We start from the raw sequence: 14,245 nt of genomic DNA, 5'->3' as shown, positions 1-14,245 counted from the left end.
ATGGAAACCTCATTCAAGAGGTGTTTTATGACGTTCGATTGGCTGGTTTTTACTAAAGCATTGGGCTTATGCGCGGCGCTGATTATGGCGATTGGCGCACAAAATGCCTATGTACTGAAAATGGGGATTCAAAAACAACATGTATTGCTGACCTTGGCGGTGTGTATCACGCTCGATGCGCTGCTGATTGCCGCTGGCGTGTTGGGCATGGGCGTTTTGGTGCAATCATCACCGATTTTATTGTCGATTGCTCGTTGGGGCGGCGCGGCTTTTTTGTTGTGCTATGGCTTGCGCAGTTGGGCGGCGGTGTTACGCCGCAATACTTTGCAAGTCGCGATTGAACCTGAGGTGGTCAGTGTCCGACGGGCTTTGTTGACCATTTTGGCGATTTCGCTACTTAATCCGCACGTGTATCTGGATACCGTGGTGCTATTGGGCGCAATGGGCGGGAGTTATCCGCTGGCAATGCAGCCGAGTTTTATTTTGGGGGCCGCTACGGCATCACTTTTGTGGTTTTCGGTGCTGGGTTTTGCGGCGCAAGCCTTGTCGCGATACTTGGCACGGCCCGTGGCTTGGCAATGGATTGATGGCATTACTGGCGCGACGATGTTGTTTTTGGCCGGTAGCTTAGTTGTTTCTTAACTTTATTTTGCATTATGTTGACATTTAAATGACGATTGGCTGTTGGTTTGTTGGTTATACTTGAGTGATACGTAAGGATTTCACTCAATAGGTACCCATAGGATGCGTCATCCGTTTGCCTTTTTACCTGCTTACTTGCCAAGTTGCCTATTTGGATTGCTGTATTTTGTGGTGGCCAAATACAGTTTGCATCTGGCATTTGCTGCAACGAGTGTTTCACCCATTTGGCCACCAGCGGGTATTGCCGTAGCAGGCATAATCCTCATTGGCTATCGCTCAATACCCTTCCTTGTTATCGCGGCATTCGCCGCCAATCTCACCAATCTGTGGGCGCAAAATTTACCGATCAATTCGCAAAGTATTTTGGTCTGCGCCGCGATTGGTGTTGGCAACTCGCTGGAAGCCTTAGTGGGGGCGATGCTGATTGAGCGCTGGATTGGGCGTGCTCAATTATTAGCGCGCTTTCAAAATGTATTTCGTTTGGTCTTGATTGCCGTATTGGCACCACTCTGTAGTGCGCTGATTGGGTGTCTGAGTTTAATCTGGGGCGGTGTGTTACCTGCCGCAGCATGGTTGAATGTGTTTAGCACTTGGTGGATGGGCGACGTTTGCGGTATTTTGGTCATGACGCCCTTGATCTTATGCTTTTGGTCGGCAGCACTAGAGCGAAAACCATTGCCAAAACTGCGTATTATCATGGCGTTTTTTACCATTTTAGCGCTGCTCTTGGCCATTGTTTTTACGCCTGTTTTTGCACAAAGCTCCCCCTTATTACTACTTTTATTGTTGCCGCCAATCGCTTGGGCCGCTTGGCATGATCAGGGCCGAGGCGTCACGGCCTGTGTATTTGTGGTGGTGTCGGTGGCCATCTGGGCGACTTTGCAAGGACGCGGGCCATTTGCCGATCAGGATTTAAATAGTGCGCTGATTTCACTGGATAGTTTTGTCGCGGTTTGGTGTGTCATTGGTTTGGCCTTGGCGGCTGATTTGAATGAGCGCCAACAACTCGCGTTAAGCCATCGCGTTGACGCTAAAGATTTAATGCCTTGGTTAGTGCTATTGATTGGCATTGCTTTGACCATTACTGCTTGGGATCAGGCACAAAAAAATCGGCGAGAACAAAATCAATGGCAATTTAACAATCAAGCGCAGGAATTGGTCGAGCGAATTATTGAAAGAATTAAAATCTATGAGCACATTTTACTCAGTGTAAATGGCTTGTTTGCTATTAAAGAGATTACTAGCCCCGAAGAATGGCATCAGTATATCGAGCACTTATTTATCCAACAGCGCCTACCGGGCGTGCAGGGCATCAGCTATGCCGCGTATCTGCGTGGCGCAGCGCAAAAATCGCAGTTTGAAAAAACGCAGCAAAAAATCAGACCGACTTTCCAAGTGCAACCAGCGGGTGAACGAGAAATTTATACTGCCGTTACCTATCTGGAACCAGGTAATTGGCGAAACCAGCGCGCAATCGGCTTTGATTTGTACTCTGAAACCGTGCGACGTGATGCCATTGAATTGGCTCGCGATACGGGTCAGCCAACGCTCACTGGCAAAATTAAGTTGCGACAAGAAACACAGCAAGATCAACAAAACGGCAGCATCTTAATGGTGCCGGTGTTTCAGCGCGGCATGCCAATCAATACGGTAGCGCAGCGGCAAGCTGCTTTTAGTGGGGTGATTGCCAGCCCATTTCGGATGAAAGATTGGATTTTGGCCACGCTAGGACAAGGCTTGCAACAGTTTAATGTCCAGTTATTTGATGGCGCTACCACCAACCCTCAGGCACTGATGTTCTCGAATCAAACCACGCCGGTTTTGATCCATTCTGATATACATCGCCAAATATTTTTGTTGGATTTACCTAATCATCAGTGGACGTTGCAGATTGCGCCGAGCCCGACGTTTGTCGCTCCCGTAGGCTACCAAAACGAACGGATTGTGTTGATGGCTGGTTTGCTGGTGAGCATTTTGTTGTTTGCATTATTGCGCACCTTATTGCTGAGTAATCATAAAGCGATGCGCTTGGCAAAAACAATGGCCGCCTCGTTGCGAGAATCTGAGGCCAAATTTAGTTCGCTGGTCGATACCGCAGGTGAGGCCATTATTGTTACCGATGCCGCTGGGAATATTTTGTCATTTAACGCCAGTGCTGAAAAATTATTTGCCTATCGCCAAGAAGAAATACTCGGAGTTAATTTATTAACACTGATTTCGCGAGTAGACCGGCCCATTTATCAAACGCTGTTTGCTGCGAATGCCAAAGTAGGCAGCAAAATTGGCTTTGCACATCAAACAGAATTATTGGCATTGCATTGCCAAGGGTATGAATTTCCCATCGCGTGTTCGCTATCGGCTTGGGAATTTAATGGTGCAGTGTATTTTGGCGCCATTATTATGGATTTAACCGCGCGAAAACAAATCGAAAATGAATTATCAGAAGCTCTGAATATCGCCGAATTAGCCAATCAAGCCAAGAGCGCATTTTTAGCCAATATGAGCCATGAGATTCGAACGCCACTGAATGCGATTTTAGGCTTTTCATCACTCTTGGCTGATACCGAATTAAATCGTCAACAACATGAATTTTTGGCTGCAATTCATTCTGGCGGTGATTTATTGCTATGCCAAATTAATGATTTACTCGATTTTTCAAAAATTGAAGCCGGTAAATTAGAAATTGAGCAGATCGACTTTGACGTTCGCTGTACTTTAGAGGACACATTCGATCTAGTTTCGACCAAGGCGGCAGAAAAAAATCTCACCATGGCGTGCTTGATTGATCCCTCTACGCCTTGGCGATTGCGCGGTGATCCGGCCCGCATTCGACAAATTATGCTGAATTTACTCAACAACGCGATTAAATTTACCGCGCAAGGTGAAATCGTCGCCAGAGTGCATGCCGAGCCAGTCAGTGAGCGGCAATATCGGCTCTTTATTGCGATCTCAGATACTGGGGTGGGGATTAAGCCAGAAGTGCAGCGTAAGCTATTTCAACCCTTTACTCAGGCTGACTCATCCACCACGCGTCAATTTGGTGGTACGGGCTTGGGATTATCCATTTGTAAGCGCTTATGCGAGATTATGGGCGGGCAGATTGAGCTAAAGAGTCAGCTTGGCGCTGGCGCAACTTTTTCGTTTAATCTGTTACTCGATGTCGCCGAAAGTGGTGGTGGTCAACCTAGTTTGGCACCCGCCATTCAGGGGAAGCGAGTCTTGTTATTGGAGCATGTCGCAATAAACCGCGAACTACTGAGTTTGCAATTACAGAGTATGGGTTTAGTCGTTGAGGTGTTTGCCGATGAGGCCCCCGTACTCGCTCGGCTCGCCAATCAGCCCGATTTTATCGTCGCCATTGTAGATAACTTAGGCTTGGGCCGCGCCATTCGACAATTGGATGCCAGCCTTCCGCTGGTGCTATTAACCGCCGTGAGCCAGCAAGGGCAGGCCGCATTGGCCAAAGAAATCGGCTTTGCCGCATTTTTAAGTAAACCGATTCGTACTGCGCAATTACATGCGTGTTTAAACGAAGTGCTCAATCTGCAGCAAAGGCCTGAGGATGAAAGGGCCTTGGTGACGGTGCATCATATTGCTGAGATGCAGCATAAAACCTATGTTTTGCTGGCAGAAGACAATCAAATTAATCAAAAAATTGCGGTATTGATGTTAGAGAAAATCGGTTGTCGGGTTGACGTGGTCGCCGATGGCCGTGAGGCGCTCAATGCGGTACAACACAATGATTACGACTTAGTGTTTATGGATTGCCAAATGCCCGAAATGGACGGTTTTGCCGCCACGGCGGCGATTCGCGCACTCGATAATCAAAAGCGAAGTATTCCGATTGTCGCGCTCACCGCGAATGCGTTTGCTGAAGATATCCGCCATTGCTATGCCGTGGGGATGAATGATTTTCTCTCGAAGCCCGTCAAGATCGAAGATTTGAAAAAAATAATCGAAAAGTGGAGAGCGAAGCCATCGCCAGCCTAAATATGCGAGCCAAGATGCGGTCATTACAATGCTGATTCGATGGCGAATACACCATTGTTTCTAGCTAAATAGCGCTTTGCAGGCAGCTCCATTCAAAGTCAATCTTGCGCCGCAATCAGTGCTTTAATTTTGACGGCTTTTTCAAAATGATCCAGCTGATGCGTTTGAATCCACCACGTGGCAGCTTCCATCAATAAGGCGGGATGGGTGTTTTTATTGGCGAAAAAAGCATAAAAAGATAAGCCCACATTTTCGCCCTTTGCGGCGATCTTTTGCTCACAAACCTGTAGTATTTTTTGTTTAAGTATTGGGCTCATTGCGGTAATCCCTGAATTCATTTCCCGATTAGCGACCCAGCCTAGCAAAATCCTGTAGGAGTGGGCTTGCCCGCGAAAGCACTGCCAATATCAGCGTGAATTGCCCCAATTGGCCTCACTTTAGCAGGAGCCAGCGCCTACAAGTGCTCGCTTTTTTCTTGCTGAGATGGCTTAATAATCAGGATTTATTTATGGGTATCGGTCTGTAGATTATAAAAAATATAAGCTACAGACCAATACCTCAATAATTTATTTCTGGCGCAATCATTTCTGCATAATCGTAAAGCGCCGCCAAAATCGTTTCACCGCGCTCGTCGGTGTCTTCGGAAAGGCGATCAATTTCTTCGCTATACGCTTCGAGCGTTCGCGCACCTGCGGCACCATCAAACAGTTTCTCACTACGCCATTTATCCCAGCGCTGTATTTCTTGTTCGTTTAAGCTCGTTGGGTAGTTTCTAGCGCGATAGCGGAAAAACAATTCTTCTAGCTGCCTGTCGTCAAAGTGCGCTTGTTCAAGCGCGAGTTTTTCCGGCGAGAGGGTGCGAATTCGGTTGAGCGTACGGCGATCGGTCGGAGAAACAAAGCCGCCGTATAAATTGGCATCGACATCGATGGTTTCGCCTTGGTTATTCCGCTTAAAAACATCGTGCCAAATCGGGCTTAAATCAGGGCTATTGGCCAACTTGGCAGCATGCGTTTGAATGAGGTCCAGATTAACCCCCCAAAGGGCCGCTTGCTCTGCGCTTAGCGTTTTTAAATTGCTGACCACAATCGGCGATTTATTGGCATGAATGGTCTTGATGGGGAGCCGTGTTACGCCATCGGCTAAATCGGCTTGTTTGCTAAACATGCGCTCGCGCATGGTTGCCGCATCTAGCGTAAATAGCTCGCTAGGATCAAAGGCCAAATCCCAAACGATGATTTCATTTTTATTGGTGGGGTGCGTCGCCAGTGGCCAAACCATCGCCAAATTGCCGCGATCAACCCCATACATGCCCGAAATATGAATAAAAGGCTTGGGATTGGCCAGATTGATTTCGTCAAAAACACGATCTTTTTTGCGTAAAGCGAGGCAAAAATCAAACAGCCGCGGTTGTTTTTCGCGAATCAAGCGCGCTAAAGCAATCGTCGCTCTGACGTCCGACAAGGCGTCATGCGCTGCCTCATGCGCCAAATGATTGGCTTGGCTTAAGTGCTCAAGCTTAAAGCTGACTTTCCCTTCGGCATTCACTGGCCATTCAATCCCGGCAGGGCGCAGTGCATAGCAAGCTCGAACCACATCGAGCAAATCCCAGCGTGAGCAGTCGTTCTGCCATTCCCGCGCGTAAGGATCCATTAAATTGCGCCAAAATAGATAGCGCGTCACTTCGTCATCAAAACGAATGGTGTTGTAACCCACGCCAATCGTGCCAGGCTGCGCCAGCTCGCGTTCAATCAAATTGGCAAATTGATTTTCGGGGATGCCTTTTTCTAAGCAAGTTTGCGGGGTAATGCCCGTGAGTAGGCAAGCAAACGGATCGGGCAAAAAATCATTGGCGGGCTGGCAATAGATCATCAGCGGCTCACCGATTTCATTGAGCTCGCTATCGGTACGAATCCCGGCAAACTGGCTGGGTCGATCCAAGCGCGGCGTTGCGCCAAAGGTTTCGTAATCGTGCCAGAAAAAAGTGCTATCCATTGCGCTACCGTCAGTTGATTAAACCTTGTCATCATAACGGGATTACGCCATTTTGGGCGTGGCAAAATTAAAAGCGAGAAGCGAAAATCTAGCCTGACCAGCCATTAACACCCGCGCAAGAGCAAGCAGTACGCCGCTTGGCCAAAGCACTATTGCCGAAATTAATAACCGCAAAGCTGATTTTGGATTGGCGTTTAACACTGCAACGCCACGCCTTCGCACAGCAAACCATTAGAGCTATTTTTAGAGCATTGCCTCTCCCAGGTTGCCGTTTTTTAGAACATCTAATGACGTTGAACACGTGTTGATTGCGGTGTGACAAAGACGGATTGCCTGAGCTACCAGCGATTGAACGCTAGGTATTGATGTGCGGGGTTTTTAGGGACTAAACCCGTTGAACGTGCAATAATTGGGCGCGATTTTAGGGGGGGTAGCGTATTCTTAGCAGAAGCAATACTGATCTTTTCGGCAGGTCGTCGGTGAGCCAATGAACGTCAAAATGAGTGCCACTCACCGCGCCATATACCTACAGCCACCCAATCGACTTTGGTCTATTTATTCATTTTTTGAACTTGCCATTGATATTTATTGTTAAGTATATAAAACCGAGCCTTATTTAGTAATAGCTAGATACAGATACCCTGCACAAAGTTACCAGAGTTAATTATCATCGTGAACCATTTTCTTGAGTTAGTTGAACGCACCTTAAAACCGCTGGCCAATCAATATGTACCAGAAGGTAGTACGCCAGAAGCGGTAATTCATCAATGGGTGCATGCCATCGCTCAGAATCGACCGCTCTATGCGGCGCAACGCGGTGTTGATGCTCAGCAAATTATCAACGCCTTAAAAGTGGCGGGTGCTTACGAGCAAGAATCCCACTTTAAAGCTGCTCTTACTCAGCACCTACCCATCAAACCGCCGACTCATGGCGGATTTTCGTTTATTGATTTATTCGCAGGCATTGGTGGCATGCGGATTGGTTTTCAGCAAGCGGGTGGTACTTGTGTTTTTTCATCTGAGTTTGAGAAAAACGCGCAAGAAACCTACTTCAGCAATCATGGTGATTTTCCATTTGGCGACATTACAAAAATCCCAGTTGAAGATATTCCAGACCACGATGTATTGATTGGTGGTTTTCCATGTCAACCGTTTTCGCACGCAGGTTTAAAACTTGGTATTGGTGATACACGAGGTACGTTATTTCACAATATCGCCAAAATTATTGAGATGAAGCGCCCTAAAGTCGCGTTGCTTGAAAATGTAAAAGGCTTAATTAGTCATGATAAAGGCTATACGCTACAAGTCATTCTTCGCACATTGACCAGCATTGGATACTCCTGCAATATCGATAGAAAAATAATTGCGTCAGGTACACCAAAACAATTGCAAGATGAAGCAAAAAAAATGGTGCTGCGTTCGGTTGATTTTGGTGTGCCGCAAAATAGACAACGTATCTATATCGTGCTTTGGCAGGATGGATTAACTGAGAAATTTGAGTATCCATTGCCAACACATAGCACAACCCGAGTCGGCGATATTTTAGAAGAATCACCTGATGAAAAATACACAATTTCTGATCGACTTTGGGATGGCCATCAGCGTCGAAAAGAAAATAATAAAGTGAATGGAAAAGGTTTTGGCTTTGGCATTGTGAATAGTGAATCGCCCTATACCAACACTATTTCAGCTCGATATTATAAAGATGGTAGTGAAATACTTATTGAGCAAGAAGGAAAAAATCCACGTAAATTAACCCCACGCGAAGCGGCTAATCTTCAAGGATTTCCCCGCGAGTTTATTTACAGCAAGTCAAATGTTCAGGCGTATAAGCAATTTGGAAATAGTGTTTCAGTACCAGTCATCAAAGCACTATCAAAATCAATATTTGAGCAGTTTTTAAGGAATCACGATGAGTCTGCATCAAAACCTTAGTTCATACCTTGCAAGCATTACTCAAACAGGATTTGCATCGAGTCTTTCAACTAATGGTTGGTATATAACGTTCCAAAACTCAGGAAAGCGAGGCCTAAAGGCTTTTACGCTTTCTTTGGAATCTTTCTTAGCGGCATCAAGCGACATAAAAAATAAGATTGCCCAATTCACTCCTCATCAAAGTTATAACGAAGATAACTGGAGAGAGTTGGCAAGTAATTTCAATGATTTAGCAGCTCGTTCAATATTAGAAGTACAAACTAAGCCTACATTTTGTACTCTTTCAAAGTTAATATCATGGGCGAATAATGATATTTCATCATCAATTAATGATGAACGCATTAACATTACGCCAGAGCGCTTAGATAAAACGATTCAGCTATTAACTGAACTAATTTCTAGTTATCCCGCCCCCAAAAAAATATTACTCAGTAGCTCAACTAGCAATCAGATATACAAACCTTTTATTCTGCTTGCTGGCATATCGGGCACAGGCAAATCCCGCTTTGTGCGTGAGCAAGCGCGGATGCAGTCGAATGTTGGCGACCTGAGCTATTTAGAACAAATCGCGGTGCGGCCTGATTGGCACGAGCCTTCTGATTTGCTTGGCTACGTGTCACGCATCGGCGGCGAGCATTATGTGGCGACCCCGTTTCTTAAATTTATCGCCAAGGCGTGGCGCGATGCGTTTGTGAGCGTAGATGCGAATGGCTTTTATACGCTCAATCCTGAAGCCAAAACGCATTGGGTTTGCCTAGATGAGATGAATCTAGCGCCTGTTGAGCAGTATTTTGCCGACTACCTGTCTTTGATTGAAACGCGTCAATGGCGCGATGGGCAATATCGCTGCGATGCGATTTTTAAGCCGTTTGAGCTGCCGTTTACCAAAGATAATAAAGAAGCCGCACTCAACCATTTGGCGGAAGAATTAGGCTTTGCCAATGGTGACGATGCCTTGTGGCAGCACTTTTGCAGCAAAGAGGTTGGTATGCCGATTCCACCCAATTTAATCGTGGCGGGCACGGTGAATATGGACGAAACCACGCACGGTTTCTCACGCAAGGTGATTGACCGTGCGTTGACGATAGATTTTGGTGTGTTTTTCCCGAATGATTTTTCGGCGTTTTTAGACCCAAAGACTACGAATAAAAAAATTAACTTTTCATCGTATTCGGATGTTGAGGGCGTGGATTTAAGCACCTTGAAGTACGCAGCAGCAGATGGTACGGACGTTCATATGGTTGATGCCAGCATTGCTTTGATGACTGAAATCAATGCGGTCGTCAAAGGTACACCATTTGAGTTGGCATATCGGGCGCTCAACGAAATGCTGGTTGCGTTGGCCTGCTATACCCCGACAGACGAAGCGACGTTGCATGCGGTTTGGGATGATTTTCTGATGGGTAAACTGTTGCCACGACTAGAAGGTGATGCGGAAAAATTACGCTCTGTTGATGATACAAAAAGTTTGCTGACCCAATTGAGTGCGCTATTGGCGACCCGCCTGCATAGCGGCGCTGGTCAACGCCTTGATTTGTTGCGTGAGAATAAAGATGGTAGGCCGCTGCTAATTGAGTATCGTAGTCTTGCCAAGCTTAAGTGGATGCAAGAGCGCCTAGTTCGCGATAGCTTTACTAGCTTTTGGCCGTAAGTAAAAATTCAAAAATTACCCAGCAAGGCGCAACGTCGTAGACAGTACAAATTGTACGGCAAGACAAAGCAACGCTGCGGGGGAAGTTTTGCCTTAGTCTTGCTTAATCACTCGGAATCACCGTGCCTTTACTTCTGTCATTACGCAGCCCTGATTGGCAACTCGATATTTGGAGTAAAGACATTACGCGCGCCAGTCAGCAATTGGCGAACACCTTAACGGCGCGTGATAAGTTGATGCCTATTCAGGGTATACGCCTGCATGGTATTTCCAAAATAGCCGTCAATGATATACCTCAAAAATCTGCCAATGAAGTGAACTTGGCCGAACCGATTTTCTTTGAGAATCGTAGCTATGATTTTGAGTTTACTTTCAATGGCACGGTCGAGGATGCGGAAATTTTGCATCGCCTCAATAGCGTTTGCGACAATTTTCATTGCACCGGAGACGGTCGCCCCAATACAAGAGCATCACTGCGCGGCGTGATTAACTTTGGTAATGATGTGGGCTGGTTTCGGCTTGGCCTAGCTTGGATGCAGGGCGGTCAGCGACATGAGAATGCACTGTCGTTTCAAGTCTGGCCAACCAAAATGGATATGGTCACTGACCTTAATGCTATCCAGAACCAAATCGACAAACAGTACCCGTTGTGGCGCTTTTCTTTCGTACAAAAAACTGACCATGAATTAGCGCGCTCGAGACAGCCCTTTGAGCGTTTTCCTTTGCTGTGGTTGGCGCAATTTGCCTCACTACGCGCCGAGCTGCATCGGCATGTGCGTTACATCTGTAATTCTCCCCACAATCGCTTGCAGCCGATAGTGCGCAGTCAACGACTTGAACAACTGCGCGGTAAATTGCCGCCTAAGTTAGAAGAGCAGGTAGGTTTGGCGGTTGAGCAAAAGATAAACCAAAATCGATTCAAAGTGACTCAGCGCAGGCTCTCACTTGATACACCGGAAAATCGCTTTATCAAAATGGTGCTGGAGCGTTGCCAGCGTGAACTGGGTCAATTTATTTCGCGCGCCAAGAATATTAATGCCAGCACTAAAGATGAGCGACTTTCTGAAGCCTTTTTTAGCGAACTAGCCCGTTGGAAAAAACCATTGCAACAGGCGCTAGCGCAGCCGATGTTTGCCGAGGTGGGCGATTATACGGGCAGTGAGCGCGAGTCCTTGGTGCTGCATCAACGGGCGGGTTACTCGGGGGTGTATCGCGTTTGGCAGCAGCTAAAAATGTATTTAACGGTATTTGGCCAGTCGGCCAATATTTCACTTAAATCGGTTGCTGAGTTGTATGAAGTTTGGTGTTTACTCGAAGTGCGGCAGCAGTTACTCGATTTGGGGTTTGCTGAAGATAGCGCCCAGCAAGCCAAGTTGAGTCGAGCGGGTTTTGATTGGCAGCTCAATGATGGCCAAGGCGCGGCATTCTGTTTTTCTCGCGATGATGGTCTGACCTTGCGCTTGGCGCATGAGCCGCTAATTACCCAGTTGGACAAAAGTAGCTTTGGACAGATTTATTCATGGAATAACAATCAGAAGCCGGATATTTTGCTGGAAGTGACGTTTCCCAATGACGAAAAAATCACTTGGATTTTTGATGCGAAATATCGGATTGAGACGAATAAAGAAGGTGTTGACCTTGCGCCAGAGGATGCCATCAACCAAATGCATCGCTACCGTGATGCCTTGATTCATGTGCAACCCAATACCAATAACAAGTTGAAATCACGACCCGTTATTGGGGCTTTTGTTTTGTACCCGAGCTGGTTTGGCGACCAAGATGAAGCCAGTGCCAATCCTTATGCTGATGCAATTGAAGCGGTTGGCATCGGTGCTTTTCCAGCGCTGCCGTGCCAAGAAAATAAGTGGTTACGCCAGTTTTTAGCACAACATTTGGCGCGCGTTCCTACTGCTATTATTTCAGACAGTAGCGTGGCAGAGCCAATCCTATATTCAATGCAGACACCTGATGCTCATTTGGCGCAGGAGTCGGTACGGATTGCACCAACAGGGATGCAAATTTCGCGCTATAGCGATTTGGTACTGGTTGCCAAAATTGGTAGTGACCGTGATATGGGCTATTGTCGGGACGTTGAGCTTGGTCGGGCGCGTTACTATCACACCCCAGTCGATACCACCGAACGCGAGCACTTATCACACACGGCGATGCTAGAACTAACGCATTGCGCATTAGCTGGTGCGGCGGGGGTGCAATTTGTCTATCCAATCAAATCAATTAAAATTGTTCCGCGCAAAGCGATTTCAGCCGAGCAATCAGGTCGCATTAGTGATGAAATCAAAAAACCAGAGCAAGATTATTGGCTGATTGAATTGGGCGTGGCAGAGGCGCTTAGCAGTTGTATCGCAATACCACAGTCTGAACATTTGCAGATGAAGTTGAGTAGCACTGTTGCATTGCATGCAGGCTGCGCGTGGGAGACATTACCTGTGCGCTATGGGAATTTGTATTCGCCGAAAATCACTTCTGGTCATTAGCCAAAGCGCGGTCCAATAAATAGGCTTGTCCACCTTGAGGGCGGTGCTGGCGGTGCCATTCCAAATTCAAAAAGGCCAAATAATGAATAAAAATAAAGCGCGGGGCTCGTGTTGGTGTTGTGCGAATAGGGGATGTAAAAAACAAATCCAGACGGTGTTAGGCAGAAAAAAGCAGCGGCTAACTGATTGGGCTGGCTACACGGAGCGATTTTTTTGATGCGGTAGGGCAGAAAAGCAAAAAGCCCAGTCCGAAGACTGGGCTAGTGCTTATTGTGGGGTGGCTGATGGGGCTCGAACCCACGACAACAGGAATCACAATCCTGGACTCTACCAACTGAGCTACAGCCACCACAAAACTTTTATAATCTGCGAATTCTCGGTATGCTTGGCGCACCCGACAGGAATCGAACCTGTAACCTACGACTTAGAAGGTCGTTGCTCTATCCGGTTGAGCTACGGGAGCTCCGTATTTACTACTCATCTTTACTACTTAGTGTTTCTGGTCGGGGCGGTGGGATTCGAACTCACGACCACCTGGTCCCAAACCAGGTGCGCTACCGGGCTGCGCTACGCCCCGAACAGAGGCCGAACTATACGTTGCCAAATTCTTCCCGTCAACACCTTGTGCGAACTTTTTTGTGAAAAAAGTGAAATAGTGAGAAAATGCGCCCCTTCACTAGAACAGCCGGAGTAAGCCCATGACTGCCCAGATCCTTGATGGCAAAGCCATTTCTCAAGAAATTGTTGCTGAAGTACGCACTAAAGTCGATGCACGCGTCGCAGCTGGTCAACGTGCTCCAGCTTTGGCTGTGATCCTGGTTGGTAGCGATCCGGCGTCACAAGTTTATGTTGGCAATAAAAAACGCCAGTGTGAAAACGCCGGAATTACCTCATTTGCCTATGATTTACCGGCCGATACTGCAGAGGCCGAGGTATTAAAGCTGGTTGCCGAGCTCAATACTCGTGACGATGTGGATGGCATTTTGGTGCAATTGCCGCTGCCTAAGCATATTGATGCCGATAAAGTGATTGAATTGATCGACCCAGTTAAGGATGTGGATGGTTTCCATCCCTATAATATTGGCCGTTTAGTGTTGAAAATGCCTTTGCTGCGCCCGTGCACGCCACGCGGTGTGATGACTTTGCTGGAAAAAACCGGTATTGATTTGGTCGGTAAAGATGCGGTGGTGGTGGGCGCGAGCAATATTGTTGGTCGTCCACAAGCATTGGAATTGTTGCTAGCGCGAGCAACAGTGACGATTTGTCATAGCAAAACCAAAGATTTGGCCGATAAAGTCCGCGCTGCCGATGTGGTGGTGGCCGGCGTGGGGATTCCTAACTTTGTTAAAGGCGAATGGATTAAAGAAGGTGCCATCGTGATTGACGTGGGTATCAATCGCTTAGAAAACGGCAAATTGTGCGGCGACGTTGAGTTTGACGCGGCCAAAGAGCGCGCCAGCTGGATTACGCCAGTACCGGGCGGCGTCGGTTTGATGACGGTGGCGACGCTGATGCAAAATACGTATGACGCTTGCGT

Annotated in this window: 8 protein-coding genes and 3 tRNA genes; 6 read left to right on the top strand and 5 right to left on the bottom strand. The window is 47.2% G+C overall.

The window, feature by feature from the left end; all coding sequences use genetic code 11:
- Positions 1–27 precede the first annotated feature (27 nt).
- Together Q0V82_RS07090 and Q0V82_RS07085 are read left to right on the top strand one after the other, a co-directional pair.
- On the top strand, positions 28–642 hold the full coding sequence (locus Q0V82_RS07090) for a LysE/ArgO family amino acid transporter (protein ID WP_288841742.1): 615 nt from the start codon (positions 28–30) through the stop codon (positions 640–642).
- A 102-nt stretch (positions 643–744) separates the two neighbouring features.
- The gene (locus Q0V82_RS07085; RefSeq protein ID WP_297574091.1) at positions 745–4,632 is read left to right on the top strand and encodes a CHASE domain-containing protein; all 3,888 of its coding nucleotides are present in this window, start codon (positions 745–747) and stop codon (positions 4,630–4,632) included.
- A 98-nt stretch (positions 4,633–4,730) separates the two neighbouring features.
- Here Q0V82_RS07085 and Q0V82_RS07080 read toward each other — a convergent pair whose 3' ends face one another.
- Positions 4,731–4,949 (bottom strand): DUF6500 family protein, encoded by a 219-nt coding sequence (locus Q0V82_RS07080; protein ID WP_297574089.1) that lies wholly within the window; start codon positions 4,947–4,949, stop codon positions 4,731–4,733.
- A gap of 241 nt (positions 4,950–5,190) precedes the next feature.
- Positions 5,191–6,627 (bottom strand): exodeoxyribonuclease I, encoded by a 1,437-nt coding sequence (gene sbcB / locus Q0V82_RS07075; RefSeq protein WP_297574087.1) that lies wholly within the window; start codon positions 6,625–6,627, stop codon positions 5,191–5,193.
- Between the two features lie 672 nt (positions 6,628–7,299).
- Here sbcB and Q0V82_RS07070 point away from each other — a divergent pair.
- From Q0V82_RS07070 to Q0V82_RS07060, 3 genes are all read left to right on the top strand, one after another.
- The gene (locus tag Q0V82_RS07070) at positions 7,300–8,562 is read left to right on the top strand and encodes a DNA cytosine methyltransferase (RefSeq protein WP_297574085.1); all 1,263 of its coding nucleotides are present in this window, start codon (positions 7,300–7,302) and stop codon (positions 8,560–8,562) included.
- Positions 8,563–9,088: 526 nt separating this feature from the next.
- Positions 9,089–10,213 carry a hypothetical protein gene (locus tag Q0V82_RS07065; protein ID WP_297574083.1) on the top strand — a complete coding sequence of 375 codons (1,125 nt, stop codon included), beginning with the start codon at positions 9,089–9,091 and terminating at the stop codon, positions 10,211–10,213.
- 122 nt (positions 10,214–10,335) lie between these two features.
- Positions 10,336–12,708 carry a restriction endonuclease-like protein gene (locus tag Q0V82_RS07060; RefSeq protein ID WP_297574081.1) on the top strand — a complete coding sequence of 791 codons (2,373 nt, stop codon included), beginning with the start codon at positions 10,336–10,338 and terminating at the stop codon, positions 12,706–12,708.
- A gap of 273 nt (positions 12,709–12,981) precedes the next feature.
- Here Q0V82_RS07060 and Q0V82_RS07055 read toward each other — a convergent pair.
- The 3 genes from Q0V82_RS07055 to Q0V82_RS07045 form a co-directional block, all read right to left on the bottom strand.
- Positions 12,982–13,057, bottom strand: a tRNA-His gene (locus Q0V82_RS07055).
- Between the two features lie 37 nt (positions 13,058–13,094).
- Positions 13,095–13,171: transfer RNA gene (locus Q0V82_RS07050), tRNA-Arg, on the bottom strand.
- Positions 13,172–13,208: 37 nt separating this feature from the next.
- Positions 13,209–13,285, bottom strand: a tRNA-Pro gene (locus Q0V82_RS07045).
- A gap of 121 nt (positions 13,286–13,406) precedes the next feature.
- Here Q0V82_RS07045 and folD point away from each other — a divergent pair.
- Positions 13,407–14,245 (top strand): bifunctional methylenetetrahydrofolate dehydrogenase/methenyltetrahydrofolate cyclohydrolase FolD (gene folD / locus Q0V82_RS07040; RefSeq protein ID WP_297574079.1); only part of this gene is annotated, 839 nt, incomplete at its 3' end.

Source organism: uncultured Deefgea sp., from assembly GCF_947072475.1.
Taxonomy (GTDB): domain Bacteria; phylum Pseudomonadota; class Gammaproteobacteria; order Burkholderiales; family Chitinibacteraceae; genus Deefgea.
The sequence above is the reverse complement of the archived record's forward strand: the minus strand, read 5'-3'. Positions and strand labels throughout refer to the sequence as shown.